Origin of the sequence: Leptospira kemamanensis, from assembly GCF_004769665.1 — a bacterium.
Lineage (GTDB): Bacteria > Spirochaetota > Leptospiria > Leptospirales > Leptospiraceae > Leptospira_A > Leptospira_A kemamanensis.
Genome location: NZ_RQGG01000032.1, coordinates 309,293 through 334,539 on the forward strand (window position 1 = coordinate 309,293; position 25,247 = coordinate 334,539).

The window sequence follows — 25,247 nt, forward strand, 5'->3', positions numbered from 1 at the left end:
TTTTCATCACTCTGACCAGTGATACGGTCTTACTGGCACAAAAGTTTTTTAAGGAGATACGGATTTCTAAACGAAACGCGGTGGTCTTAGCAAAGTAGGGATTTTTCCATCCTCGAGAGTGGAAGGAGACTCATAAATCGTATAAGAAAACATCATTGGGATAGATAGTCCTAATGTGAAACTCGGTCTATCCATAGTTTGGTGGTGCATGCGAAGGGAAGTCGCATCTTTTTTCTTTTTTTTGCAAGAACAAAGGTGTGCTTCACCAGCTTTGGCATCATGGCAACTTGGTTTTAAAGCAATTTCTTTTGTATGAGAGTGGTTTGTGTTGTCTGATGTGGAAATCTTTGTACTTTGTTTTTCCTGAAACAATTGGTCTTCGGAATTGGCATGTTTTTCCTTTTTGGAACCATGATTGCACTTACAAATTTTAGAATTTGATTCGAGGCAATACCCAAGTAACCCACTTCCCAAAAAGAAAAATTGGGTAGTTAGTACTAAGGTCAAAAGCCCTGCAATCCACCGAAAGGAGACCATCTACTCCAATCTCTTGGACTTTCGCCAAAAATCGAGACAATTTTTGGACAAATTGAGTGTTCCCAGTCCTGCCCTTTGAAAAGATGGTCTTGGAACCAAATGCAACCAAGCTAGAGGCCCTCACAATGAAACGCACAGAACTGGAACGCAGAGAAAGAGAGCTGCGAAAGGCAGAAAAGAAAAAGATCCAACCCGGAGAAAAGGAAGCAATGAGTGTAGGTGACTACATTGATGCTCTTTTTGGAATGTTTCGTTATGATTCAGATGAAATTTTTAACGCATCCGATGATGAGAACATTCTGGAGCTGCTTGAAAACATGAAAATGGAACACCCCGAAAAACAGTGGGATGTGATCATTCGCAAAGCAGTGAACAAAACCAAAGTGGAACAAAAAGACAAAGCGTACGATGCCCTACGCAACTTAGCGGGAATCTCCGTAGCCACCGCATAATTCCTTTTTTTCCTCTACAAACAGATTTACAAAGGAAGGATCACTTCTTATACTAGTGACCTTCCAGTATGAAACAGACCATCACCATCATTCTGTTATGTCTCTTTCATACCACACTGGGAGCGGAAGAGAAACACTGCCCCAAATCGAATCCCGTACCGATCTCCACGAACCAAGGGAAACCTTATGATTTATCTCCAGAATTAACATTTCTTTCTACTGACCTTCCCGTAGATTCACTGCAAGGCGTAAAAAATCTTTTCCATACGAGTCCAGTCGCATTGGCCAATGGAGTGGTTCCCAATTTTGGAAATACTCACAAACAATATTGGTTTTGTTTTGTATTACACAATGATGAGAATCACAACAAACGAACCATCACATTTATCAAATACCCACTTCTAGATGAAGTGCAATTTTACGCCTTACGAGAATCAGGCGAAATTAAAAAAAACATCCAAGGAAGACGATACCCATTCTCCAATCGTGACCGCGATTATAGGGGATTTAGTTTTGCAACTGAACTTTTACCTAGTGAAACCGTAACTTATTTTGTAGGTGTGAAAACAGATAGTTCCGTGTCTGTTCCATTGATGTTTGCAGAAGAGAAATATTTCGATTCTTATATATCCCTTGATACATTGTTACAAGGAATGTTTTTTGGAATCGTCTGTGTGATGAGTCTTTATAATTTATTTGTTTACTTCATGGTAAAAGACAAAGCGTATCTCTTTTATGTCAATTACCTCATTCTAGCCGCTGTCCTCTTCCAACTTTCACTGCAAGGATTATTACCTGTTTTGTTTTTTCCCGATTCTCCTGAATTGGTTTATAATGCTCATAACTTTTTGTACTTTTTATTTTTACTCTCTTGTTTTCCGATGAGCATCACCTTTATGAATTTAAAGGAGAATGCACCTCGTTTATATCTAGGTTTTATGGGATTATCCATCATACCGATGGTGAGTTTATTACTTTTACCTTTTTTACCCTATCGAGGATTAAACCAATTTGGTGACTCCCTTTCTTCTTTTTTAGCTTTTTATGCTCTCTTTGTTTCGTATTACGTTTCTTTTATTAAAAAATTTCCACCTGCCAGATTTTATTTTTTTGGTTACTTTATGTTAATTGTTGGTGGTCTCACAACAGTATTAAAGTACATGGGATTTTTTCCAGTGAATGTATTCACTGAAAATGCCTTCCAAGCCGCAATGGCGATGGAAGTTTTACTGATGGCGTTTGGACTCGGAGATCGCATTTCTGTTGTTCAAAAGGAAAAAGAGAGAATCCAACTCAAAGCCGAAATCAACAAACAAAAGTTAATTGCTTATGGAAAAGAATTAAAACTCGCTCAGAAACTACAAGAATCCACATTACCACAAATTTTACCTAAATTTCCTGGGCTTTCCATCAAAACCGGTTATTTCCCAGCTTCTCTTGTAGGTGGGGATTTTTATGATCTAACGGTATTCGGCAAACAACAGATCTGCGGACTCATTGCCGATGTAACAGGACATGGTGTTCCTGCTGCCATTGAAGCAGCCATGTTAAAAATTGCCTATATGCAAACCTTGGCCTTTGCCAATAAACCAGGAAAAGTATTAGAGAGTATCAACCAAGCTCTTGCAGGGAATTACAAAAACCAATTTTTAACAGCAAGTGCCATCTTTATTGATTTAGAACAAAAAGTTTTAAAAGTAGCAAATGCAGGACACCCCGCCTTATATAAGTTCAACGAACATTCTAAGTCTATAGATGTGATTCGACCCAAAGGAAAACTTATTGGTTTTTCGAAAGAAGGATTGTATGCAGAAGAGATACATTCTATTCAAAAAGGGGATAAACTATTATTATTTACCGATGGAATTTGGGATCTTTGGGAAAATGGAGACTCAGGAGAAGAAGCTCTTTTGGATTGGCTTTTAGAGAGAAAGGGAGAATCTGTTGAATCTTTGTATGGTGGGATTGATGAACACATTCGCCTGCGAAACAAGGAAGGTCCCGCAGACGACGATATTACATTTCTTTTATTCGAAATTAATTAATACAATCTAAGAATTACGCGGACTAAACGTCCGCATAAATCGCTGCATTGAGTAACCTGGAAATATTGTCTATGTTTCGGGAAATATCACGGTAAAGAAGAGCAGGTAAAAGATTTTCTTTTTTCTGATACTTTTTCTTCTTCACTTTGGATTCATTCTTTTTGATAGAACGAATCATTTGGAAACGATACTCACGACTTTGGTTACGCACTTGTGGGTTCCCAAGGATATCAAACGTTTCACTTTGTTCCAAGTTCACAAGTAAGATATCATAATGGTGTTTGAGAAGATCCATTTGATCTTTTACTGAGTTTGCAAAGTTTTTATCAAAAGAAACTTTTTGTCTGTGTGACTTACGGATTTTTCTGGCAATCGATGCAAAATTGTCGCCCATCTCTTCCACAGCCTTAACACGTTCCATAATCCCTAACACATCTTTTGCGTAGTTACCAGTGATCCCTGATTCTTGGACTTGGTTTAAGTAAGTTAGAACTTCCGATCGGACTTGGTCGAGTTCTTCTTCTTTCTTGAGAACTTGTCCAATCCTTGCGGCATCATACGGTTGGAGTAAAATTTGTTCGGTCAATCGGAGGAAATCATAGGTATCACGAATGATTTTTTTCGTGAATTCAACGAGTTCCACCATGGCAAGTTCTGTTGTTTTGACAGATCCTGCTTGTAACAATCGTATCGAATCTTTGTCTTTTCCCGTTTTGGAAGCAAGACCATCCACAATAGCACTCACCACTTTGGAAATCGTGTTCACGAACCAAATGAGAATGAGTGTGTTTGTGATGTTAAACATCGTATGAAAAAGTGAAATGTGGAAACGAGTGGATTCTTTGTCTGTGAGTGGATCTCCAGGAATCAAATCATCCACAATCCCTGTGAATAATTTAAAGAAAAGTAGAGCCCAGATCACACCAAACACATTGAACAAGGTGTGAGCGAGGGCCGCCTTCTTCGCATTTCGATTGCCTGGAATGGCCGCTAAATTGGCGGTGATGGTTGTTCCGATGTTTTCACCAAGAATCATACCATAAGCTGCATCAATTGGGATATAACCAGAAAATGCGAGAGTAATGGTGATGGTTGTAGATGCAGAAGAAGATTGGATAACAATTGTTAGCAAAGCTCCAATCAAAACAAACAACAAGATCGAATTAAATCCCATGTTTGTGAACTGTTGTAAGAAAACAAAACTTTCTGGGTCTTTTGCACTATCAGGTACGGAATTTTTTAAATAATCCAATCCCAAAAACAAAAATCCAAATCCGATGAGGAAACTTCCCCAACCCGATCGACTTTCTTTTCTTGAGAAATTGAGGACAACACCTGCGGCAATCGCTGGTAAAGCGAAGGAGGCAATGTTAAATTTGAATCCGAGTAAGGAAACAATCCAAGCTGTGATCGTAGTACCAATATTGGCTCCCATGATGACACCGATGGCTTGTGCCAGAGAAATCAAACCGGCATTGACAAAACCAACAACAAGCACAGTGGTTGCTGAACTGGATTGAATGGTTGAGGTAATGAATAATCCGCTGAAAACAGCAGACACACGATTTCGTGTCATGGACGAAAGAAAGGAACGAAGCCTATCTCCTGCCACACGTTGTAAGGACTCACTGAGTAATTTCATCCCATAGATAAAAACCCCGAGCCCACCTAAAACTTGAATGAGTAACGGCCAATTCATAGATATTGATATTTCCAGGGTTCAATTTCTTTGATTACAATTTGGTACCAACCTTTTATTCGGTTGCAGTATTTTTTTCCGTATATAGATTGTAATCAATATGTCAAAAACCATCAGCAAAGGAATGGTTGTAGGATTTTCCTATCACCTAAAGAACGCCCAGGGAGAAACTCTGGACCAATCAGACGAACCGTTATTATACCTCCACGGCTGGCAAAATATCATCCCTGGATTGGAAAAAGAATTGGAAGGTCTTGTGAATGGAGATTCAAAAAATGTCACTGTACCACCTGAAGAAGGTTATGGGACATATAACGAAGCACTCATTTTCCAAGTTCCTAAAACAGAACTTCCACCGGAAGCGGAGTTAGAAGTTGGAATGGAATTCCAAACCGACACACCAGAAGGTAGAATGATACTATATCTCCAAGAAGTAAGAGATGCCGATGTGATTCTAAACGGCAATCACCCGTTAGCTGGCGAAACCCTTCATTTTGATGTCACCATCAAATCCATTCGGGAAGCGACAGATGAAGAAAAACAACACGGACACGTACATGGACCAGGTGGACACCACCACCACTAAAAACGAAATCCTTCGTTATTTTCCCTCTGAGTCTTCTTTCAGATTGCTTTTTTTGGAAAGGGTAATTACACTGACAGAAGATTCAGAGTATTGTTGATTTTCACCGCCGAAGTAGTCCTTTCAAGCTTGCACGCTGGTAGCTTTCCCAAGTTTTTCCCTGCATTTTTCTGGAGTTCTTACCAAAAATCCCTTTCAGGGTCCCGACGATTGTAAATCTAGAATTCCCGAGTCAACTTTAACAAACAGGACAAAAACTATGTCAGTAAACATTTACGTTGGCAACCTCTCTTACGATATGACTGAAGGAAAACTCAATGAGCTTTTTTCAGCACACGGTGCAGTTACTTCTGCAAAAATCATCACTGATCAGTATTCTGGTCGTTCTAAAGGATTCGGTTTCATCGAAATGAAAGATGGAAAAGAAGCTGATAACGCGATCAAAGATCTTAACGGAAAAAACATCCTTAACCGTGAGATGAAAGTAAACATCGCAAAACCTAAAACTAACAACTGGAGATAATCTCGTTTGTTAGAAAGTCCGTCGCTTAGCGTGAGTTAAGTGGCGGTTTTTTTTGCCCTTTTGGGAAAAGAAATCTAAAAATTCATTACCAACCTTCCCTTTTCTTTACCACATAAACTAAATCCTCTCTTAATCTTAACTAGAACAAATTATAAAATGGATTTGGTTCGATAAAACGCCCAATTTCCTTACTGAGTATATTTGATTCTGATCGAATCCCATTGACAATCGATCGATCATAGTTTAGTATTACGATAGAGGTATCGATATGGGAAAAGTAACGGTCTCACCAAAATTCCAAGTAGTCATTCCAAAAGAAATTCGTGAACAAATCGGCGTTAAAGCAGGAATGAAACTCGAAATCATAACCTTAGGAAATCGTATGGAGTTAATCCCTATCGAACCCATTAAAAAGTTGAAAGGTTCTTTATCTGGTATGGACAGGAAAATAGATCGGGAGGAAGATCGAATTTGAATTTGAATGTAGTCGATTCTTCTGGATGGTTAGAGTATTTCAGTGATACGAATCGAGCGAATTTATTTTCTGAAGCCATTGAAAAAACAGAAACCTTGCTTGTTCCAAGTTTGTCTTTATTTGAAATTTTCAAAAAAGTTTATAAAGAAAAAGGGGAAGACCTTGCACTTAGAATTGTAGCACATATGCAACTTGGCAAGGTAATCAATTTGGATTCGAGAATTTCTATTTATGCGGCAAAGATCAGTGTAGAAAATTCGATTCCGATGGCAGATAGCATCATTTATGCAACAGCTAAGTTAAACAAAGCAACACTTTGGACACAGGACAATGATTTCCGAGGTTTACCAGGAGTAAAATTTTTCGAAAAATAAATGATTCTATAAAATCACTTTAAACTTCGCTTTCATCTTCTCGATTTGTTCTTCAGGAATCTGATGAATGTTTTTTCCGCCATGGCGGTTTTCCACAGTCACAACTGACAATCGATACCCATGGATTTTCGCCAAATCTTCGTAAGGTTTCATTTCCCATTCTAAAGTGAACGTATGATCGACAATGACAAAAGGAATACCTTTTTCTAAAGATTCTTTTGTTTTGGATTCACATTCTTTGTAAGCCAAATGATTTTTGGTATAATCAAAATGATATTCACCCGCTTCATTTTCAAAATAAGAATCGATAGAAAAAATGGGAGCCCCACTTACTTCTGCGATATGTTTGGCGAGTGTGGTTTTCCCAGACCCAGGAATGCCACGTAATAAAAGAAGTGTTTTTTGTATCGGAGGAATGGTTGGAAAAGAGATTGGATCTGACTCCATATCTTCCAAATAATCATTCTACCACTCGGAATTCCTAGTTCTTTTTCTTCCCAAAGAACTTAGAAAACTCTCGCAAGGAAAACGAAGGTTTGAAAGAATTGTGAGAGTTACAAGGAGTCATTTGTGTCATACGAAGCGTATAAACTAATCCATATATTCGGAATGTATCTTTTATTTTTTTCTTTGGGTGGTGTGGCCCTTTATTCCATCAACGGAGGAAAAAAATCAGATAACAAATTCAAAGCCTTTGTTGCCATCTTCCATGGAGTTGGATTGTTATTATTACTCGTTGCAGGATTTGGACTGATGAAGTTTCGGGATATTTCCCATTCTGCTCTTCCCGTTTGGATCATTCTGAAGATCGTCATCTGGCTTGCGTTTGGTGGACTACTCACACTCGCTTACAAAAATGCAAAGTATGCCAAAATCCTTTGGTTTGTATTCCCAATCATGGGACTTTTTGCAGCATATCTCGCTTTTTACCAACCTAGCTAATTGCCAAACATACCTTTCTCGGTGAAAACCACTGAGAAAGGATTTCTTTTTCTTTTTGACCAAATCCTTTTTCCACTTCACAATCGACTCCATATTAGTTTTAAACTCTTTCACCAAGGAATCAATGTATGGAATCCAAAAAAACCAGAATGGAAAAAGACTCAATGGGAGAAATTGCAGTTGAGAACTCTCGTTATTGGGGTGCTCAAACAGAACGTTCCTTACAATACTTTGCCATTGGTAACGACAAGTTCCCAAGAGAAATGATCCGTGTCTTGGGGCTTGTGAAAAGACAAGCTGCCATCACAAATACTGAGTTAGGTCTTTTAGATAAAACAAAAGAAACTCTCATCGTAAAAGCGGCAACAGAAGTCATAGAAGGACTGTTAGATGATCATTTTCCACTTTCCGTCTGGCAAACTGGATCTGGAACACAAACCAATATGAATGCAAATGAAGTGATTGCCAACCGAGCCAATGAAATTGCAGGAAGTTCTCTTGGTTCCAAATCACCCATCCATCCCAATGATGATGTCAACAAAGGACAAAGTTCCAATGATGTTTTTCCCACGGCCATGCATATCGCGGCAGCAGAAACCATCCACAAAGATCTGATTCCAAGCCTTACAATACTAGAATCCAAACTCAAAGAAAAATCCGTAAGCTTTCAAGACATCATTAAAATTGGTAGGACACATTTGCAAGATGCCACCCCTCTTACCTTAGGACAGGAATTTTCTGGTTATGCAAAGCAATTATCGTATAGTTTGGAACGGATCCATCGCGTCCTACCTTCTCTTTACCGATTGGCGCTTGGTGGAACAGCCGTTGGAACGGGACTCAATACCCATCCAAATTTTGGAAACAAAGTGGCCAGTGCTTTGGCAAAAGAAACAGGCATTCCCTTTGTTTCGGCACCAAATAAGTTTGAAGCATTGGCCGCCAATGATTCGTTAGTGGAGGTAAGTGGAGTTTTAAAAACCATAGCTGCATCTCTAATGAAAATCGCAAATGACATTCGTTGGTTGTCTTCAGGACCTAGGTCGGGAATCAGTGAAATTCACATCCCTGAAAATGAACCAGGATCTTCGATTATGCCAGGAAAGGTCAATCCTACTCAGTCAGAAGCTCTCACCATGGTATGTGCGCAGGTGATGGGAAATGATGTGGCCGTTTCCATTGGTGGTGCTTCTGGAAATTTTGAACTGAATGTCTTCAAACCTCTGATCATCTTCAATGTATTAAATTCAATTCGACTGCTATCAGATAGTAGTCGTTCTTTCGCCAAACATTGTGTAGAAGGAATAGAAGCCAATGAAGAAAAAATCAAATCGAATTTACAAAATTCCCTCATGTTAGTGACGGCACTGAACCCACACATTGGTTACGACAAAGCGGCAAAGATCGCCAAACTAGCATATGCTGAGAACCTAAGTTTAAAGGAAGCAGGACTCAAATTAGGATTTTTAACAGCCGAAGAGTTTGATCTTTGGGTAAATCCAAAACAAATGATTTAAGATCAATTCCATCGTTTTTTCTGCCTTTCTTTTCTGCTTAGAAAGAATTAGGATTGAAGAAATTGAATTCGAAATCGTTGATTGTCCTACTCGGTCTATGAAACAGTTTTACGGAGCATCTTCGATTTTGAAACGGATCTTCCTTATCCTCTTCTGTTTCCTTTTGGTTCCAACTTGTCAATCCGTAGAACTGAATGCCATCTGCGATCCGAAGGCCAAAGGTTATTTCACCAATTTACTATATAAATATTTTACTTCTGATGCCAGTCCATCTTGTGGGTATCAAATGCAAAATTTTGGTTTGGCAAAACCGAAAGTCCCTCGTTTTTTACTGGTTTCCAATGCATCGTCTAGTTCCATTTCTGTTTTTAGAATCACTCCCGAAACTGGAACAATTTCCCAAGTCAGTGGATCCCCTTTTGCGGTAAATGATTCTCCCCGTTATACGGTGGCCAATGCATCTGGAACAATCGTTTATGCGGCCTTAAGTGCAACTCCAGCTCTTGCCACCTTGAGTCTAAACCCGGAAACAGGATCACTCTCCACTTTGTTTTCCAATACAGGGATCGGAAATAATCCTTATTCCCTTGCTCTGAATCCCGATGGAACTTATTTGTATGTTTCCACCTTCTCAGGACCAACCATTTATGGCCTTAAAATCAATGGTACAGGTAGTCTAACGTATTTAACCAGTTATACGACGAACAACCCTAGTGCAGGTTCAACGGGAGATTTAATGTTTGATCCTTCTTCCAATTATCTCTATGTCGGATTGACAAGTGCTTCTGGATTTACAGGTGGGATCGAACAATTTCAAATCGATCGCGATACTGGTGTATTAACATCTTTGAATGTATACAACACAGGACAAAATAATTTAGGAGTCACCATTTCATCCAACGGCAAATTCCTGTTTGGTGCAAACTATTACTCAAATGATGTTTATGCATTCTCTCGTGATCTTGGAAATGGAAATTTGGTTTCCCAAGGAAACATCGCAGCTGTGTCTGCACCAGGAAATGCACTCGTAGAAAGAACAGATCGGTTTTTGTATGTGGCAAACAGTGCCAGTGGACAAGGGACAATCTCTGGTTATGTGATCAACCAATCCTTCGGAACGTTAACGAATATTAGCGGATCGCCTTTTACATCAGGCCAAAGTCCAAATGGAATTGCGTCCGATCCCAATGGTAAATTTTTATACTCAGCAAATACCTTAGATAATAATGTTTCAGGATTTACAATTCATCCCGAGACTGGAAGTTTAACACTCATTTCTGGTTTTCCAGTCGCTGTTGGCAATGGACCATCCTCTGTCACAGTTGTCTCCTATTGATTCACAAACAAAATATAAGTTTCTTACTGAACTAGAAGGTGCACCACTCTAACAAAACAGAATCTTAAACCCGATTCGTATGCAAAAACTATCCTTGACATCCAAATTTCGAATGGATATGTTCATTTTCCTAATGAAGGCAACCATGAACCAAAGTTTGAATCGATACAAATTCCTACTCGCTTTACTTTTCTTTCTATCATTATTTTTTTGGAATTGTTCTACCTCAAAGGACGGAAAATCAACCTCAAACAAAAATGCAAATATTGGTTATATCACGGCAAAGTCTGGTCTTTTCCTACGAGAAAATCCTGGCAAAAAATTTCCTAAGGTCACCCTTGTTCCCCATGGAGAAAAAGTAGAAATATTAGAATATGCAAAGACAACTGATTTCATTGATGGAATCGAAGCAAAATGGGTAAAAACAAAGTATAAAAACAGAGTTGGTTGGATGTTTAGCGGTTATTTATCCGATACTCCTTTCGCACATAGTGTGTCTTCAACCATCGCTGATATTACCTTTTTACCCGATGATACTTATGAAATTGATAAGGAACTAGAAACACTTTGCCCAAAGCAACGAGACGTACTTTGCCTTCTCAATACTGCCATTGCCTTTGCAAATGCAGATTATTATAAAAAATCAATCGCTACAAATTCGAAGGCACTGGCTATCTCACCCCGAGATTATATCGGTTTGAATAATCGAGGTTTTGGATATTTAGTGATTAAGGAATTGGACAAAAGTTTGGACGACTTAAACAAATCCATAGAATCTTATCCCAATTCCAATTCCTTTTATTTACGAGCACGAATCTCTTTGGAAAGAAAACAATATGACAAGGTCACTACAGATTTAAATCAGTCCATTGAATTGAATCCTCAACATTGCACCGCATATTCACTGTTAGGATGAAATTATTTGTTATTAGAAAAATGGGAACTTGCGAAATCAACACTCATGAAATCCATTGAATGTGATCCAAGTGACTCTTATTCTTACGCCAATCTTGGCAATTATTATTGGAAAGCGAAAAAAGACAAAGTTAATGCACTATCGTACATTGAAAAATCATTACAACGGGGATATAAAAATTATGCCAGCTTTTACAAAGATGATTCTGATGGAAGGTTTTTAAAAGGGCTAAACCAAACAGAAGAATTCAATCAGTTGATTGAAAGGTATCGAAAAAAATAGATTTAGTATTGGCTAACAGGAATTAATGTAAACCCACCTTGTACATGTTTATTAAATTGAACAAATCCGCCATAAATCATGACATTTTTTTTATCATCATAAACACCTCGGATATCACCAAACCGAGGAGGATTATAATCAGTGACGGTATTATTCACTAAATCCAAAACAACAAATTGGTTGAGATTTGTAGTATTGATACTGGAAAAATTACCCACAACAAATGCCTTTCCATTATCCAAGATTCGAATTTGATTGATTTGTGCATTGAAGTTGAATAAGGAAGGTTCATAAGAATTTGTACTTAGATTGTATGTAGCAAAATATGGAGTAGTAATTCCAACTCCAATTGGGAACGTTCCTCCGAAATAAATTTTATTATTCCATAGATACTGTGTGGTCACCGAGTTATCGGGTTGCTCCGAAAAGAAGAGGGAGGCTCCTGTTCCATTACTGGCACTGATGCGATGATAATTTTGAGCCGAGATACCTCCAATACTTCCAAATCCACCACCCACAAATAAAAAATCGCCAACATGCAAAATAGAACTCACGCCTCCCGACAAAACAGTCGCATCCCATGCCGTATCAACGGTTCCTGTTTCTTTGAGAAAGGCGACCATATTGGTTCGCGTAATTCCCTGTGCAGAATTAAAATTACCTCCCGCATAAACTCTTGAGGGACTCACTTCAAAATCTTCAATAAAAGGAGTGGTATCAATGTCAAATCGTTCCGATGAGAGAGAGAGGTCTGCTTGATTGAGAGCTACAAAACCCTGTGTTTTTGCTTCACCAGAAAAATTGGTAAAGGAACCAGCAACATAAATTTTTTGATCATAGGCTTTGATTTTCAAGACAGGACCATCTAAATTTTGATTCCAATCCGTAACTTTCCCTGTGATTCGACTAATCTCTGCTATATTATTTCGAGTCACACCATTCACAGAAGTAAATACTCCTGGTACCACTAACCAATTTTTGGTGGTCAGTGTTGCTTTGTGTGTATCGACATAGGATTCAATACTAAAATTGGGATTAAACTCAGTGACTGTATATGTATTTAAATCGATCCCCGCTCCATAATTTCTTTCTGTCCCGAGAATGGAAGTAAACCTACCAAATACATAAATTTGTGAGTTAACAACAAGAGAGGAATGGATTTCATTATTGGTATCAAAATTAGGAGTCCCTACTGCTACGTTACCAACTGTATTATCCAATATGGCTAAATAATTAGCTGCTGTTCCATTGATATTCTGAAAATTACCACCAACGATGATTTTGTCTTGGTAAAACTGAACTGTATTACAATTTCCATCGGGAGAGGAATTCCATCCTGCGGCTCCATTCCCAACACCAGAAGTTTCAAAAGCATAAATGCGAGGAGTACTAAAATCACCAACTACGATGACCACATCTGTTGCCGTACTCAATTTGCCCAACGCAAGATCACGAATGGTTTCTACACTTGCAAAGTTCGGATTCCATATGGTATCTAAACTCCCATCACTCAATTGAAATCGAGCGATTGATCTTCTGGTATTCCCATTGACCCCATCAAAATTACCGGCAATGTACAAATAGTTTGTATCTTTTTTCATTACATAAACGATCGCACTTCCACCTAAGGTTGGATTCCAACTTGTATCTAATTCTCCTGTAATGGCATTGAGTCTTGCTATCCCTGAGCGAGTGATATTATTCAATTCAGTAAACGTTCCACCTACATATAAAAAATTACCGTCTAACATCATGGTCATGACGTAACGAGAAGTAATGATGGGAAATGGTGGATTAAAATTAGGATCGAGTTTACAGTTTGGTAGGATATGGGCAATTTTGAATTTGTCTTGCCCTTGGATTGTGGTGAAAGCACCTCCGATATAAAATCCACCTTGGTTATCCGAGATAGCGACACTTGCATTGCCCGCAACATCTACATAATTACATTCACTTGTATTGACATGAAGCCCATTACTTGGATTTAAAACGGCAACATTCCCTACATTGGGACCAACATAATTGAAAGTACCACCAAGGAGAATTCGTGTCTCATCAAAATACGAAGCGAATATGTTCATACCAGGACCATGAACACCCCAAAGATTAAAATCTTTGGCAAATCCAGGCCAACATCCAGGAGAAGTATCATTTGTCAAAAATCGAAATAGTGTCGTTTGTAAATAGGATTCAGAACTAGGATCACATGCATTCGAAAGTTTCGGAGGCGAACAAAGTGAGAAAGTTGTGAAAAAAAATAATGATAAAATATATTTATACATAAGGATATTCACAAATAATTTATTTTCTTTTGAGAATTTTGACAAGATGTGCAAACGATAAAAGCAAACAAATTGAGCCCAACAACTTTTTGTTTTTTTCATCAATTAGTTTCCTGGTAGGTCACAAGGATCAGACAGCCAATCACCTGTTACATTCCGTTATCTTTTATTCTTTGGAATGAGACCATTGCAATTGATTTTTGTTTCTATCAAGGGAATACGCCAATCATTCATCCCAATCGCCAAAGAAATAGACATTCGTTTGGAAATATGAGCAACCAAGACAGGTTTTGTTTCTGATGTTTGTTCGTTAGAAATATTTGTAAGAAAACTAACGCCGTCAATTTGAATCAATACTTAGATTAATTACGTATAATCCCTATCTTTTGGTAAAAAAGTTTCAAATTCCAAAATTTCTTTGTGCAAAATAGGTTTTGAAATATCTCCAGACCATTCGAAACAAGATACAAACTGAAAGTTTTTGTCATCTCTTTTGGCTTCACCCTCTTTTGTTTGATGTTCGATTCGAAAATGTGCACCACAAGATTCCTCTCTGATCAGAGCATCCAAACACATAAGCTCAGCTAACTCGAGATAATCTTTCATTCGACCAGCTTTCTCTAATTCTGCATTTTTAGAAAAAGCATCTGTTGGAACCCGAATATTTCCCGATAAAAATTCTTCTCTTAGATTTTGAATCGTAAGAATTGCTTCTTCTAAATCCGCTTTGGAACGTTTGAGTCCACATGCATTATATAAAAGTTTACCCAACTCTTTGTGGTAATCATCAACAAGTTTTTGTCCCTTTGCCTTGGTATAAAATTGAATTTCTTTTTTAATCGTTTCTTCCGATTCTAAAAACTTTGGATGATCGGTTGCAACGAGAGCTGTGTTGACTTTATCATACAAATAATTGGGAAGAGTCGCAGGTAAGATAAAATAACCATCCACAGATGCTTGTAATAATGAATTTGCTCCCAATCGATTGGCACCATGGTCTGCAAAATTTGCTTCCCCGATTGCATAAAGTCCAGGAACACTTGTCATCAATTCATAATCCACCCACAATCCGCCCATGGAAAAATGAGCAGAAGGAGAGATTAACATTGGTTCACTCAATGGATCAACATCTGTGATCTTTTGGTACATATCAAAGAGATTTCCATATCGGGCTTGTAAAACTTTTTCGCCCAAAGTTCTCTTTGCATCTTTAAAATCTAGGTACACTGCATTTTTAAACGGTCCAACACCAAAACCTAAATCAATTTGTTCTTTGGCAGCACGAGAAGAAATGTCTCTCGGTGCCAAGTTTCCATAGGAAGGGTATTTTCTTTCTAAGTAATAATCACGTTCTTCCTCTGGAATCTCATTTGGCGGCCGAAGTTCATTTTTTGATTTGGGAACCCAAATCCTTCCATCATTGCGCAATGATTCAGACATTAACGTGAGTTTGGATTGATAACCATTCGTTTGCGGAAGAGAAGTAGGATGGATCTGAGTCCAACTAGGATTGGCAAACAAGGCACCTTTTTTATGAGCCCGCCAAACTGCTGTTGCATTGCATCCTAAAGCTAATGTGGATAAGTAATAAATTTTGCCAAAACCACCGGAAGCGACAACAATTGCATGAGCAGAATGTTTTTCTAACTGTCCAGTTAATAAATTGCGAACGATAATCCCCTTGGCTTCTCCATCAATGATGATGTAGTCCAAAAGTTCGGTATTCGTATACAATTGAACATTACCCAGATGAACTTGACGCATCAGTGCTTGATATGCCCCAAGCAACAACTGTTGACCAGTTTGACCCTTTGAATAAAACGTTCGACTGACTTGCACTCCGCCAAAAGATCGATTTTCTAAATAACCGCCATACTCTCGGTTAAAAGGAACTCCTTGGGAAACAGCAAGATCGATAAAAGGAAGGGAACACTCAGCTAATCTATAAACGTTTGCTTCACGAGAACGAAAGTCACCACCCTTTAGCGTATCCCGAAACATGCGGGTGACACTGTCTCCATCATTTTTATAATTTTTAGCCGCATTCACTCCCCCTTGCGCAGCAATGGAATGGGCACGTCTTGCAGATTCATGAAAACAAAAAGAAGAAACTTGATAACCCTGTTCCGCGAGTGTTGCTGCGGCTGCGCTCCCAGAAAGTCCAGTTCCTACAATTATGATTTTAAATTTCTTTCTATTGTTAGGCGAAATTAATTTAGAATTCCTTTTGAAGGAATTCCATTTTTCTTCCAATGGTCCTTCTGGGATTTTTGAGTCCCAACGGAATGAACTTCCTTCTGTTCCAAACATATTAGAATCTATTAATGAAACAGAAAAAAGAGTTCAATCCAAAAATTTCAATTCAACATTTGGAAAAAATCATTTCCTTTATCATCCACTACGATGAAGGCAGGGAAATTTTCCACATCAATGGACCAAACCGCCTCCATTCCGAGCTCAGGAAAATCCAACACTTCTACCTTTTTGATATTTTCCTTTGCGAGTAGTGCCGCCGGTCCACCGATGGAACCAAGATAGAACCCACCATTTTTCTTGCAACTATCAGTAACCACTTTGGAACGATTGCCTTTCGCAAGTGTGATCATGGAAAACCCTTTCTCTTGGAACACGGGAACATAACTATCCATACGACCTGCTGTGGTAGGGCCAAAAGAACCTGATGGCATTCCTTCTGGAGTTTTAGCAGGACCTGCATAGTACACTGGATGGTTTTTAAAATACTCTGGGAGTGGTTCACCCTTATCCAATTTTTCTTTTAACTTGGCATGGGCAATGTCACGAGCGACAATCAAGCGACCAGACAACATAACACGTGTTTTTACAGGATATTTGGTTAAAACCTTTAGAATCTCTGGCATAGGTTGGTTGAGATTGATATGCACCGATTCTGTATTTGCATCTACATCATCAATAGTTGGTAAAAATTTAGCAGGATCGTATTCGAGTTTTTCTAAAAAGATTCCGTCTTTTGTGATCTTCGCTTTGATGTTACGATCCGCGCTGCAACTCACACCCAGACCCACTGGACAAGATGCCCCATGACGTGGAAGGCGGATCACTTTAAAATCGTGAGCCAAATACTTACCACCAAACTGTGCCCCAATTCCCGATTTTTGTGCAGCCGCAAGCATCTTCTCCTCTAGTTCCACATCTCGGAAAGCTGATCCGTATTTGTCTCCTTTTGTGGGAAGGTGATCTAAATAACCAGCTGACGCTAGTTTTACGGTTTTTAGATTGGCTTCGGCAGAAGTTCCACCAATCACAACAGCGATGTGGTAAGGAGGACAAGCCGCTGTACCTAAATTAGAAACTTTGTCGGCGATAAATTTTTCGAGAGAGGCTGGATTGAGAAGGGCTTTTGTTTCTTGGAAAAGATAGGTTTTGTTGGCCGATCCACCACCTTTTGCTAAAAAGAGAAAACTATATTTGTCACCAGGTGTGGAGTAGATGTCAATCTGTGCCGGTAGATTGGATCCAGAATTCACTTCCTCATACATCGTAAGAGGAACGACTTGCGAATAACGAAGATTACGATTGACATAGGTATTATATATTCCGCGAGAGAGTGCTTCTGCGTCGTCACCTCCGGTGATCACATACTCTCCCTTTTTCGCCATAACAATTCCTGTTCCTGTATCTTGGCAGGAAGGAAGTTGTTTGTCAGCAGCAATCACTGCATTTTTAAGAAGTGCCATCGCCACAAAACGATCATTTGGTGTCGCTTCCGGATCATCTAAAATCTTACGAACTTTTTCTAAATGGGCAGTCCTTAAATAAAAAGAAACATCTTCCATTGCTTTTTCGGCAAGGAAGGTAAGGCCCTCTGGTTCCACTTTTAAAATTTCTTTATCGCCAAATGGAACTGTGCTCACAAAGTCTTTTGTCAAAAGTTTGTATTCGGTTGTGTCCTGGGATAATGGAAACGGATCGGCGTAAAAAAATTCTGGCATAGAAACCTCTAGATGGTACTTCTAATCTCTAAGGATTCCCTCTTTCGTAAATGAATTTTTCAGAGAGACAGTGAGAGATTCTAGTGAGAACTTACCTCAGTGGAACCAAAGATTTTTGATCAAATCGCGAAGCAGTATGATACCGAAGACCGAGTTCAATTAGCCCATCGCATTTTGGAAAAACTAAAACCATTTTTAAATGACACAGAAACGAGTTGTTTATTGGACTTTGGATGTGGCACTGGACTACTCGGAATCCCTCTCACATCCCAATACAAAGAAGTGCTTTTTTGTGATGATTCAAACGTCATGTTAGATGTCGTTTTGTCCAAAATCAAAGCAGAGAACCTTTCCAATGCCAAAACCATCTCTCTTGCTGATTGGATCGAGTCTCCAACCATTCTCGCAGATCAAATTTTACTCTCTCTTGTTCTCTTACATATCCCAGATACGGATTCCATTTTGAAAACCCTATCGAACCATCTCAAACCCAATGGAAAAATTTTCATTGTGGACTTTGTGAAAAACGAAAAGGTCTCTCACCCAAAAGTTCACAATGGATTTCTGACAGAGGAATTAGAACAAAAGTTCAAATCGATTGGATTTCGAACCGTGACTTCTCTTGTCATCTTAGAAGAGAAAAAAGTGTTTATGAACGAAGACGCCTCTTTATTTCTCCTCATCGCAGAAAAATAAAATCACTGTTATGCGAATCTCTATTTCTTGAAACCAGAAAGACCTTTGGACTCAGTATCCGCATTTTGCAGGAGAACACGTAAGTCTTCTGGAATGGGCATAGGAGCAAAAATCGGCACAGAGGCACTTCCCGTATTCCCCACAGGAATGCGGTTGAACAAACTTCCAATCCAACCAAAAGCCATGCGGATGAACTGTCCGTATACTTCTCGTAAATCTCCCTTTCGCATTCCAAAAAGAAACATGCGAAAATGACTCCCTGTATGGGGAACGGGAAAATACTGTCCTATGATATGAGCCCTTTCCAAAAATCTCCAGGCCGCCAAATCATCCTTCTTGGAAACACTGTCTTTGTAGTTCTGAATTTCTTTTTGATAAGCCACTTTAAATTCTTTTGGCATCATTAGGTTGAGTTTCATTTGGAAATCCTTTTGCCTTTCCATTGAAAATGGATCTGACAAAAGGTTATGATCTAAAATAACCTCTTCCCTATCGATCAAATTTTTACAAGAAATACTCTCTTGTCAATGTGTGGCAAACGAAGGTAGGTCGTACTCGCGAATCCATGATTCACAAAGATTTGGATCTTCGTAAAAATGTTCGTTCTCTTTTCCAAACCTTCTTTCGTATTCCTGAATTTTGTAGCCATCTTGGTGACAATGGACAGCCGCATAACACTGACACTCGTTTGTTGTCGTGATTTTTAATCCGTTTGCTTCTTCAAATAAATCAAGGTAACCAATCCTCCAACCATACTGGCTTAGTAGGAGTGGGATGACATCGCGATAGGATTTGTGTGCATTAACGGAACTGGGACTGAGTCCATGTAGATTGACATAGATCTTAAATTGGGTTCCCTTTGGTAAATTCTGAAGAACACCCTTAAGACCTTTTTCCCATTCCTTAACATCTAACTCAGTGATTGGTCCCGTCAACCGAGTGATGATTAAACTTTCATTTTGTTCCCATTTTGTATAAAATTCAACATTCATAATACTTAGACAAAACATTATGAATTGTAAGTTTATGAAAAGTTATGAAAATCAAAAGTTTTAATCAAACAAATGAATGTCAAAACGATTCAAAATCATTTGGAATAGATAAAATAGAAAAATTGTCAATAAAATACTTACAAATATGGATGTCCAAAAGCCAACCCATTGAATGAGTCTAGGAAACACTAAAAACATTGGTAAGGTGGGAATCACAAACCAAAAAGTATAAAAGGCATGATTCGATATTTTTTGATTAGATACATTTTCCATTTTTAACCAAATAAGCGTTAAAATTGTTATAATAGGAAGTGAAGAAATAAAACTGCCTATCCGGTCGTTTCGTTTGGCGACTTCTGAGATGAGGACAACAAGAGCTGCCGTGATTAAATATTTAAAAATTACGTACATAACAAAAACTCCATTGCAAAGATCACAATTGCCAATCCCTTTTGAGTCAATAAGGACTCAAAAAGGAAAATATTACGATTCTCATTTTGGATTTAAATCCATTATAAATTTACTTACCGATTCTTGTAACAGGCTTATACCTGGTTCTTCATAAGGAAAATGTCCTGCGCCTTTTAATTCTACAAACTGCTTCGGTGCATTGATTCTATGAAAGAATTGTTGGCTTAGAATGGAAGGTGTCCAAGGATCAATTCCAGGATGAGCTAACAATACAGGACATACTTGAAACGATTCAGGCTCCAATTTAGGATTGTAGTTTAAAAACGTAGTCAAAAAACCTAGACTTACTTTAGAACCCCCTGCATAAGGGTCACTGGCAAACACTTCAGAAAAACTAGGATCATTCGTGATATATTCCATTTTGCTAAACCATTTGATCGGGAAATACATTCCGTCCGTAACAAATGAAAAAAGTGAATTCAATGGCATACCAACTCGACTTAAAAAACGATTGGACGCGATTGCATCTCGAACTTCAGGAATCCTAGGATCAACAAGTGTTGTTGCAATCAGTCCATCTACCTTTCCATGATAAGCAGCTGTATGATAGGCAAGCATTCCACCAATACTGAGCCCAAAAAGAATTAATTTTTGATTTGGTCTCCTCTCTTTCTTGATTAGCTCATCTAAAACCAAAACCCAATCCTCATACGGAACGTAATGTTTTTCAGATGGAATTTTTGTCAGACCAAATCCTGGCAAATCGGGAGCCAACCACTCACAACCGAGTTTTTCCATTCCAACTGCGAAAGTGCCAAGAATTCGCCCATTCCCACCACCGCCATGGATGAGAATTACTTTACAATTGGTTAGCTTTTTTGGGAACCGATCTACATGCACTTGGTAACCCATTAGTTCCACAAATTCCTCTGTTGGTAGATTGTATTTGCGATATCGCAAATCTTCAGGCAGGAAGTGTTGGTATCGATGCCAGTTAGAAATTTTTTCATAGCTATCTGGTTTTTCAATACTCGTAGCACACGAATAAAATAAACCTAGGATCAAAGGTAATATTAGTTTGAGTTTTTGAATCATAGGCTTGAAATGGAGTGAATCTCAAAATTCGTCAAACTTTACAAAAACAGAGAAGGAGATTTCATTTTACAGATGTATAATCAAAAAGATCGAATTTCCGAAACCTATGAAAAACTAATTATCGCTTTCCATAATCTTTTTCTGATTACACCTTATGAAAAGATAAGCATCGAACAAATCGCAAAACAAGCGGGAATGACACGTGTTAATTTTTATCATTATTTTGTGGATAAGGAAGACATACTCTATAGAACTTATTTGTTTTTGTACAGAAAGATGGAAACTAATTCTCCTATCATTGATCCAAAGACATTACTTGCCGATGGACATTCCTTGACGTATTATGCACTCGAGAATGTGAAATCAAATTTTCAATTTTATAAATGTTTGTTTCAAAATACAATTCCAGCTTCTGTAACCTATCAAATATTAGATTTTATCACCGAAGAGTCTTATCGAACTCATGGGGAATTGCAAAAACTATATCAGGCTGAATTTCCACCCTATCGTTTCGTTAACCAATACTTGGCAGGAGCATTTTGGAATCTCGTTCGAAATATGATTCAATCTAATGCCAATTTTGATTCCGAATTACTGTCTCAATTTTTTAAAAACTTAGCGACTGAGGGTTTAAAACATTACCTTACCAAATCAAAAGAATAGTCATTATCCTAACGATTTAAATTTCTCTTTTTAGAAGATACCTTTTTCGCCTTAATATTTTTAGCATTGTCTTCCCTCGGTTTTTTTCCGTTACGATTGGCTTCATATAACTCGATCCAATCTTTAGGGCCCATCTTTTGTAAAAGTTCACCGATCAATTTCCATGGGATGTCATCTAACTTTTTAAATCGAATACAACTTTTTCCCATATCTAACTTAGTTTTTGCATGTTTCGGATATTCCGTTTGGAACCATTTTAAAAGTTTGGGATCGGCATAGATTCCCATATGATATAAAGCTAAACCATTTTTTTGGGAAGCGATGTGAAGGAAGGGAAGAGCGAGTTCCGGCGTTACGTGGTAACCTGCTGGGTAGAGTTTTTTTGGCACCACATAACCGATCATATTGTACTGGAAGGTTTCTTCAAAACCTTTTGGCAGATTTTTTTTGATGATACTTCGCAATTTGATAAAGTATTCTTTTTTACCTTCAGGTAAAGACTCAATGTATTCTTCGATTGTATTCGGCATGGGAAAATCCTCCTTCTGATATCGAACTAGGCTACTCGACGTTCCCGACCCAGAGTCCCAACGGGACGTTAAGGGCTGGCATGTAGTTTGCGAATGCAAACGAATGCCAGGAGCGAAATGTGGCGCTGCCCAAGCGAGGCCGTAGTGCCGAAGCGCAGTGAGTAGCCTCTGTTATATGACGGTCAGCATTCTATTTAATCCAGTTTTCGATTTTAAGGTCTTTGATTCTCTTAAATTCTTTTTCATTGTTAGTAACTAGAATTATATCATGAGTGATAGCTTGTGCAGCAATTAGTAAGTCATAAGGTCCAATAATTTCTCCCTTTTTTTCTAGTTTTGTTCTTATTGATCCAGCTATAGAAGCAGATTCAGAGTCGAAAGGAATGATATTTAGAAATCCCAGAAATTCATTAAGAGTTTTTAGATTTTGTTCTGATTTTTGACTTTTTTCAACTCCATATCTAAGTTCAAACTCAGAGATAGAAGAAATAAAAATGTTATCTAGGCTTATTTTTTTGAATTTTTGATAAACGATTTCAGGCTTTTGGTTAATGATATAAATGCAAATATTTGTATCTAACAAATACTGATTCATATAGAATTTCGCTTATCAAAAGTTTTCGGTTGATTTCTTTCAATGTTAAAATCATCAGAAAAATCATGGAGAGATTTCCATAATCTATCAACGGCATCGTCGATCGGAGATATAATGACGCAATTTCCGTCTTTTCTGATGTAGACTTCTTTTCCTTTGAAACGAAATTCTTTTGGAAGCCTAACCGCTTGACTATCACCGTTTTTAAATAATTTTGCACGATTCATATATATATTTTAGTATATATGTTTTGGTTTTGTCAAGTCTGAAATTTCTAGATTTTTTTTCAATTTTACCCATTTCATAAGGCATTCATTGCTGACTGTCACATAACAGTTTGTATCCGATCTTTTACTATCTATTGATTCATTTGGTTCATCATGAAAATAGATGGATTCCAAAACGACTTAACAGGATCTGAAACAAATAAAATAAGAAAATTGTGACTAAGAGACTGAAAGAAATTGAAACCCAAAATCCAAACATGGCATTGAGTTTAGGAAAGATCAAAAACATGGGCAATGTTGGAATCACAAACCAAAATGTATAATAGGCATGGTTAGAGATTTTTTCTGTGGAGGCAGATTCAATATGCAACCAAATGAGTGTAAGAATCGTAACCAAAGGAAGGGAAGCAATCAAACTTCCCAATCGATCATTCCGTTTGGCAACTTCAGAGATAATGACAACTAGCGCTGCTGTGATAGCGTATTTAAAAATGAGATAAACCATGATCTTACCTGATTTGTTATGAGTTTATTTTCTAAAAATTTGATTGAAGTGAAAGTCTAGAAATTCTTTCGAAGGTAGAAATTTATCAGGCAAATTTATAGTTTGATTTTCATACCTTTTAAACATATCCAGATAAGCTTTGTCATTTAAATAATCTTTGAGATAATTCGATGTTTTGATTTTAAAATCAGGAGTTATCGTTATAAACCCTTTATCGAAAGCATTATCATGGAGAGAATTTAAACAAAGTCCATTACGAGGATTAAGTCGGTTTGTTTCGTCTCGACTCCAAGGAACTATATGGCTCGCAACCAACAATTCTGGTACAGACAAACCTGTGATACAGCATTTTAAATCATAAGATGAAAGAACGGCACTTCGGAAAAATGATTGATTAATTCTTGATTTAATGATAACTTCTTTTTCTTTTCCAAGAGGTATCTTATCCAACCCTTCTCCAAAATTTTCTTCTATTGTCTTATTTTGAAATTTTGCAGTAGACATTGAAAGCAATAATTGTTTCCTCTCTTGTCCAATTATTACTCATTTGTAATTTCAACTATCTCTATTGTAGAAATCGAATAATCTTTTAATATACCATCAAGTAATTCTTTTGTTATATCAGAACTACCTGCAAGAATCGTTTGAAAAGCTTCGATTCGATCATCATTTGTCAAGGAATTCAGTTTTTGATCATCCCTAAAAAATAACATAAAATCTTCTCTTGTAAATTCTTTGTTGTTGTCCGTCTTCATATCCAAACTCCTGTTATTGTTTACATTTTCCCCCAGCGCCAGCGATAGAAGCGGAAATCCTTTCCCGTAAAGGGAAAGATTGGAGCGAATAGCGCGGTCGGTGATCGTAAAATTTTGATTCGCATAACCATTGCGAGGCGCCCGAAACGCTGAACAACCAATGCCATTTATTTGGCCTCATTCTCCAGACATAAAAAAACCCACCAAGAGGTGGGCTTCATTTAGAGAAAGGTCTCTAGGTAAGAAAATAGAATTTCTTATTTAGAAACAACTTGGAAAGTCACACGACGGTTGATCGCGTCTTTTTCATCAAAACCAGAAATTGGTTTAGACGAACCAGCAGCTTTTGTCACAATTCTTTCTGCAGGGATCCCTTGTTTTACAAGAGCATCTTTCATTGCATCAGAACGAATTTGTGAATAGTATCCGTTTCCTTTTTTAGCGCCTTCTGCTTCTTCAGGACCAGATGCATCTGCGTGACCAGTGATTTCTAATGCATAACCTTCAGGAAGTTTTGCAAGAGCGTCTTTGATATAAGAAACATTGTCTTTTGCCCAAGTTTTGAAATCTTCTGCTTGGATGTCAGCTTGTTTGTAGCTAAATCCTCTGCGACGAACGCCATCTGGGTAACGGTAGTCTTTGAGTGCTACGTTGATTTCGTCCAAAAGAGCTCCGTTGAGATCTCTGGAAGAAACTGCAGTTGTGTTGTCCGTAGTTGTGGACGTTTCTTTTGGAGTTTCTTTTTCTTCAGAAGACGAACAGTTCGTGAATGAAATAGAAAGACCTACGAGGAGGATGAGGCTTAAAAAAAATCCTTTTTTCATCAGTTGACCTACCTTAATGT

General features: G+C 38.0%; 30 protein-coding genes. 13 read left to right on the forward strand and 17 right to left on the reverse strand.

From position 1 onward, the window contains the following. Positions 1-66 precede the first annotated feature (66 nt). Positions 67-537 carry an LIC_11090 family protein gene (locus tag EHQ59_RS11555; RefSeq protein ID WP_135619797.1) on the reverse strand — a complete coding sequence of 157 codons (471 nt, stop codon included), beginning with the start codon at positions 535-537 and terminating at the stop codon, positions 67-69. A 125-nt stretch (positions 538-662) separates the two neighbouring features. Here EHQ59_RS11555 and EHQ59_RS11565 point away from each other — a divergent pair, with 125 nt between their 5' ends. Beyond that, on the forward strand, positions 663-989 hold the full coding sequence (locus EHQ59_RS11565; protein WP_135619798.1) for an LB_289 family protein: 327 nt from the start codon (positions 663-665) through the stop codon (positions 987-989). Between the two features lie 68 nt (positions 990-1,057). Beyond that, entirely contained in the window at positions 1,058-3,034 is a 1,977-nt protein-coding gene (locus EHQ59_RS11570) for a 7TM diverse intracellular signaling domain-containing protein (RefSeq protein ID WP_135619799.1), read from the forward strand. A 22-nt stretch (positions 3,035-3,056) separates the two neighbouring features. Here EHQ59_RS11570 and EHQ59_RS11575 read toward each other — a convergent pair whose 3' ends face one another. Beyond that, a complete protein-coding gene (locus EHQ59_RS11575) occupies positions 3,057-4,733 on the reverse strand; it encodes a Na/Pi cotransporter family protein (protein WP_135619800.1) in 1,677 nt (558 codons plus the stop codon). Between the two features lie 94 nt (positions 4,734-4,827). On the opposite strand from EHQ59_RS11575, the gene EHQ59_RS11580 reads away from it, so the two are divergent. The 4 genes from EHQ59_RS11580 (at position 4,828) to EHQ59_RS11595 (ending at position 6,688) form a co-directional block, all read left to right on the forward strand. Then, positions 4,828-5,319, forward strand: coding sequence for an FKBP-type peptidyl-prolyl cis-trans isomerase (locus EHQ59_RS11580; RefSeq protein ID WP_100716814.1), 492 nt, complete (start codon positions 4,828-4,830; stop codon positions 5,317-5,319). Between the two features lie 256 nt (positions 5,320-5,575). Then, positions 5,576-5,839, forward strand: coding sequence for an RNA recognition motif domain-containing protein (locus EHQ59_RS11585; RefSeq protein WP_100716815.1), 264 nt, complete (start codon positions 5,576-5,578; stop codon positions 5,837-5,839). Between the two features lie 268 nt (positions 5,840-6,107). After that, the gene (locus EHQ59_RS11590; RefSeq protein WP_135619801.1) at positions 6,108-6,314 is read left to right on the forward strand and encodes an AbrB/MazE/SpoVT family DNA-binding domain-containing protein; all 207 of its coding nucleotides are present in this window, start codon (positions 6,108-6,110) and stop codon (positions 6,312-6,314) included. 2 nt (positions 6,315-6,316) lie between these two features. Beyond that, positions 6,317-6,688: a type II toxin-antitoxin system VapC family toxin gene (locus EHQ59_RS11595; RefSeq protein ID WP_135620021.1), complete on the forward strand. Its 372-nt coding sequence runs from the start codon at positions 6,317-6,319 to the stop codon at positions 6,686-6,688. Positions 6,689-6,694: 6 nt separating this feature from the next. On the opposite strand, the gene EHQ59_RS11600 is transcribed toward EHQ59_RS11595, so the two are convergent. Then, positions 6,695-7,135 carry an ATP-binding protein gene (locus EHQ59_RS11600; RefSeq protein ID WP_135619802.1) on the reverse strand — a complete coding sequence of 147 codons (441 nt, stop codon included), beginning with the start codon at positions 7,133-7,135 and terminating at the stop codon, positions 6,695-6,697. A gap of 162 nt (positions 7,136-7,297) precedes the next feature. On the opposite strand from EHQ59_RS11600, the gene EHQ59_RS11605 reads away from it, so the two are divergent. The 5 genes from EHQ59_RS11605 to EHQ59_RS11625 all read left to right on the forward strand — a co-directional run bounded on the left by EHQ59_RS11605 (position 7,298) and on the right by EHQ59_RS11625 (position 11,681). Further along, entirely contained in the window at positions 7,298-7,630 is a 333-nt protein-coding gene (locus tag EHQ59_RS11605; RefSeq protein ID WP_208652375.1) for a DUF2878 family protein, read from the forward strand. Positions 7,631-7,758: 128 nt separating this feature from the next. Further along, complete coding sequence (fumC, locus tag EHQ59_RS11610) at positions 7,759-9,147, forward strand: class II fumarate hydratase (protein WP_135619804.1); 1,389 nt, start codon at positions 7,759-7,761, stop codon at positions 9,145-9,147. 97 nt (positions 9,148-9,244) lie between these two features. Next, on the forward strand, positions 9,245-10,483 hold the full coding sequence (locus tag EHQ59_RS11615; protein WP_135619805.1) for a lactonase family protein: 1,239 nt from the start codon (positions 9,245-9,247) through the stop codon (positions 10,481-10,483). Positions 10,484-10,616: 133 nt separating this feature from the next. After that, positions 10,617-11,399, forward strand: a complete 783-nt coding sequence (locus EHQ59_RS11620) for an SH3 domain-containing protein (RefSeq protein WP_167481401.1) — start codon at positions 10,617-10,619, stop codon at positions 11,397-11,399. Positions 11,400-11,405: 6 nt separating this feature from the next. Continuing rightward, on the forward strand, positions 11,406-11,681 hold the full coding sequence (locus EHQ59_RS11625) for a tetratricopeptide repeat protein (protein ID WP_135619807.1): 276 nt from the start codon (positions 11,406-11,408) through the stop codon (positions 11,679-11,681). Positions 11,682-11,683: 2 nt separating this feature from the next. Here EHQ59_RS11625 and EHQ59_RS11630 read toward each other — a convergent pair whose 3' ends face one another. From EHQ59_RS11630 to EHQ59_RS11640, 3 genes are all read right to left on the reverse strand, one after another. Further along, positions 11,684-13,963: a delta-60 repeat domain-containing protein gene (locus EHQ59_RS11630; protein ID WP_167481402.1), complete on the reverse strand. Its 2,280-nt coding sequence runs from the start codon at positions 13,961-13,963 to the stop codon at positions 11,684-11,686. 366 nt (positions 13,964-14,329) lie between these two features. Then, a complete protein-coding gene (locus EHQ59_RS11635; protein ID WP_135619809.1) occupies positions 14,330-16,273 on the reverse strand; it encodes a fumarate reductase/succinate dehydrogenase flavoprotein subunit in 1,944 nt (647 codons plus the stop codon). Between the two features lie 47 nt (positions 16,274-16,320). Continuing rightward, a complete protein-coding gene (locus EHQ59_RS11640) occupies positions 16,321-17,934 on the reverse strand; it encodes a fumarate hydratase (protein ID WP_135619810.1) in 1,614 nt (537 codons plus the stop codon). 99 nt (positions 17,935-18,033) lie between these two features. On the opposite strand from EHQ59_RS11640, the gene EHQ59_RS11645 reads away from it, so the two are divergent. Then, the gene (locus EHQ59_RS11645) at positions 18,034-18,630 is read left to right on the forward strand and encodes a class I SAM-dependent methyltransferase (RefSeq protein WP_135619811.1); all 597 of its coding nucleotides are present in this window, start codon (positions 18,034-18,036) and stop codon (positions 18,628-18,630) included. Positions 18,631-18,650: 20 nt separating this feature from the next. Here EHQ59_RS11645 and EHQ59_RS11650 read toward each other — a convergent pair whose 3' ends face one another. The 4 genes from EHQ59_RS11650 to EHQ59_RS11665 all read right to left on the reverse strand — a co-directional run bounded on the left by EHQ59_RS11650 (position 18,651) and on the right by EHQ59_RS11665 (position 21,128). Further along, on the reverse strand, positions 18,651-19,049 hold the full coding sequence (locus EHQ59_RS11650; RefSeq protein ID WP_135619812.1) for a DUF3703 domain-containing protein: 399 nt from the start codon (positions 19,047-19,049) through the stop codon (positions 18,651-18,653). A 105-nt stretch (positions 19,050-19,154) separates the two neighbouring features. Beyond that, a complete protein-coding gene (locus EHQ59_RS11655; RefSeq protein WP_135619813.1) occupies positions 19,155-19,622 on the reverse strand; it encodes a hypothetical protein in 468 nt (155 codons plus the stop codon). Positions 19,623-19,682: 60 nt separating this feature from the next. Next, entirely contained in the window at positions 19,683-20,033 is a 351-nt protein-coding gene (locus tag EHQ59_RS11660; protein ID WP_135619814.1) for a DUF3147 family protein, read from the reverse strand. 81 nt (positions 20,034-20,114) lie between these two features. Next, positions 20,115-21,128 (reverse strand): alpha/beta hydrolase, encoded by a 1,014-nt coding sequence (locus EHQ59_RS11665; RefSeq protein ID WP_135619815.1) that lies wholly within the window; start codon positions 21,126-21,128, stop codon positions 20,115-20,117. Between the two features lie 72 nt (positions 21,129-21,200). Here EHQ59_RS11665 and EHQ59_RS11670 point away from each other — a divergent pair, with 72 nt between their 5' ends. Beyond that, positions 21,201-21,791 carry a TetR/AcrR family transcriptional regulator gene (locus EHQ59_RS11670; protein ID WP_135619816.1) on the forward strand — a complete coding sequence of 197 codons (591 nt, stop codon included), beginning with the start codon at positions 21,201-21,203 and terminating at the stop codon, positions 21,789-21,791. 8 nt (positions 21,792-21,799) lie between these two features. On the opposite strand, the gene EHQ59_RS11675 is transcribed toward EHQ59_RS11670, so the two are convergent. The 7 genes from EHQ59_RS11675 to loa22 all read right to left on the reverse strand — a co-directional run bounded on the left by EHQ59_RS11675 (position 21,800) and on the right by loa22 (position 25,230). Next, entirely contained in the window at positions 21,800-22,321 is a 522-nt protein-coding gene (locus EHQ59_RS11675) for a DUF1801 domain-containing protein (RefSeq protein WP_135619817.1), read from the reverse strand. A gap of 190 nt (positions 22,322-22,511) precedes the next feature. Then, positions 22,512-22,916 (reverse strand): type II toxin-antitoxin system tRNA(fMet)-specific endonuclease VapC, encoded by a 405-nt coding sequence (gene vapC / locus EHQ59_RS11680; RefSeq protein WP_135619818.1) that lies wholly within the window; start codon positions 22,914-22,916, stop codon positions 22,512-22,514. Next, positions 22,913-23,143, reverse strand: a complete 231-nt coding sequence (gene vapB, locus EHQ59_RS11685) for a type II toxin-antitoxin system antitoxin VapB (RefSeq protein ID WP_135619819.1) — start codon at positions 23,141-23,143, stop codon at positions 22,913-22,915. The genes vapC and vapB overlap by 4 nt, the downstream gene beginning before the upstream one ends. Positions 23,144-23,294: 151 nt before the next feature. Beyond that, complete coding sequence (locus EHQ59_RS11690; protein ID WP_135619820.1) at positions 23,295-23,648, reverse strand: DUF3147 family protein; 354 nt, start codon at positions 23,646-23,648, stop codon at positions 23,295-23,297. 24 nt (positions 23,649-23,672) lie between these two features. Further along, entirely contained in the window at positions 23,673-24,152 is a 480-nt protein-coding gene (locus EHQ59_RS11695; protein ID WP_135619821.1) for an HNH endonuclease, read from the reverse strand. Positions 24,153-24,187: 35 nt separating this feature from the next. After that, positions 24,188-24,403, reverse strand: a complete 216-nt coding sequence (locus EHQ59_RS11700) for a hypothetical protein (protein ID WP_135619822.1) — start codon at positions 24,401-24,403, stop codon at positions 24,188-24,190. 257 nt (positions 24,404-24,660) lie between these two features. Continuing rightward, the gene (gene loa22 / locus EHQ59_RS11705; RefSeq protein ID WP_208652376.1) at positions 24,661-25,230 is read right to left on the reverse strand and encodes an OmpA family outer membrane lipoprotein Loa22; all 570 of its coding nucleotides are present in this window, start codon (positions 25,228-25,230) and stop codon (positions 24,661-24,663) included. Positions 25,231-25,247 lie beyond the last annotated feature (17 nt).

Coding starts and splice junctions, on each gene's coding strand:
- EHQ59_RS11555 (WP_135619797.1), bottom strand. CDS start 537: ATGGTCTCCTTTCGGTGGATTGCAGGGCTTTTGACCTTAGTACTAACT.
- EHQ59_RS11565 (WP_135619798.1), top strand. CDS start 663: ATGAAACGCACAGAACTGGAACGCAGAGAAAGAGAGCTGCGAAAGGCA.
- EHQ59_RS11570 (WP_135619799.1), top strand. CDS start 1,058: ATGAAACAGACCATCACCATCATTCTGTTATGTCTCTTTCATACCACA.
- EHQ59_RS11575 (WP_135619800.1), bottom strand. CDS start 4,733: ATGAATTGGCCGTTACTCATTCAAGTTTTAGGTGGGCTCGGGGTTTTT.
- EHQ59_RS11585 (WP_100716815.1), top strand. CDS start 5,576: ATGTCAGTAAACATTTACGTTGGCAACCTCTCTTACGATATGACTGAA.
- EHQ59_RS11590 (WP_135619801.1), top strand. CDS start 6,108: ATGGGAAAAGTAACGGTCTCACCAAAATTCCAAGTAGTCATTCCAAAA.
- EHQ59_RS11600 (WP_135619802.1), bottom strand. CDS start 7,135: ATGGAGTCAGATCCAATCTCTTTTCCAACCATTCCTCCGATACAAAAA.
- EHQ59_RS11605 (WP_208652375.1), top strand. CDS start 7,298: ATGTATCTTTTATTTTTTTCTTTGGGTGGTGTGGCCCTTTATTCCATC.
- fumC (WP_135619804.1), top strand. CDS start 7,759: ATGGAATCCAAAAAAACCAGAATGGAAAAAGACTCAATGGGAGAAATT.
- EHQ59_RS11615 (WP_135619805.1), top strand. CDS start 9,245: ATGAAACAGTTTTACGGAGCATCTTCGATTTTGAAACGGATCTTCCTT.
- EHQ59_RS11620 (WP_167481401.1), top strand. CDS start 10,617: ATGAAGGCAACCATGAACCAAAGTTTGAATCGATACAAATTCCTACTC.
- EHQ59_RS11630 (WP_167481402.1), bottom strand. CDS start 13,963: ATGTATAAATATATTTTATCATTATTTTTTTTCACAACTTTCTCACTT.
- EHQ59_RS11635 (WP_135619809.1), bottom strand. CDS start 16,273: ATGTTTGGAACAGAAGGAAGTTCATTCCGTTGGGACTCAAAAATCCCA.
- EHQ59_RS11640 (WP_135619810.1), bottom strand. CDS start 17,934: ATGCCAGAATTTTTTTACGCCGATCCGTTTCCATTATCCCAGGACACA.
- EHQ59_RS11650 (WP_135619812.1), bottom strand. CDS start 19,049: ATGAAACTCAACCTAATGATGCCAAAAGAATTTAAAGTGGCTTATCAA.
- EHQ59_RS11655 (WP_135619813.1), bottom strand. CDS start 19,622: ATGAATGTTGAATTTTATACAAAATGGGAACAAAATGAAAGTTTAATC.
- EHQ59_RS11660 (WP_135619814.1), bottom strand. CDS start 20,033: ATGTACGTAATTTTTAAATATTTAATCACGGCAGCTCTTGTTGTCCTC.
- EHQ59_RS11665 (WP_135619815.1), bottom strand. CDS start 21,128: ATGATTCAAAAACTCAAACTAATATTACCTTTGATCCTAGGTTTATTT.
- EHQ59_RS11670 (WP_135619816.1), top strand. CDS start 21,201: ATGTATAATCAAAAAGATCGAATTTCCGAAACCTATGAAAAACTAATT.
- EHQ59_RS11675 (WP_135619817.1), bottom strand. CDS start 22,321: ATGCCGAATACAATCGAAGAATACATTGAGTCTTTACCTGAAGGTAAA.
- vapC (WP_135619818.1), bottom strand. CDS start 22,916: ATGAATCAGTATTTGTTAGATACAAATATTTGCATTTATATCATTAAC.
- vapB (WP_135619819.1), bottom strand. CDS start 23,143: ATGAATCGTGCAAAATTATTTAAAAACGGTGATAGTCAAGCGGTTAGG.
- EHQ59_RS11690 (WP_135619820.1), bottom strand. CDS start 23,648: ATGGTTTATCTCATTTTTAAATACGCTATCACAGCAGCGCTAGTTGTC.
- EHQ59_RS11695 (WP_135619821.1), bottom strand. CDS start 24,152: ATGTCTACTGCAAAATTTCAAAATAAGACAATAGAAGAAAATTTTGGA.
- EHQ59_RS11700 (WP_135619822.1), bottom strand. CDS start 24,403: ATGAAGACGGACAACAACAAAGAATTTACAAGAGAAGATTTTATGTTA.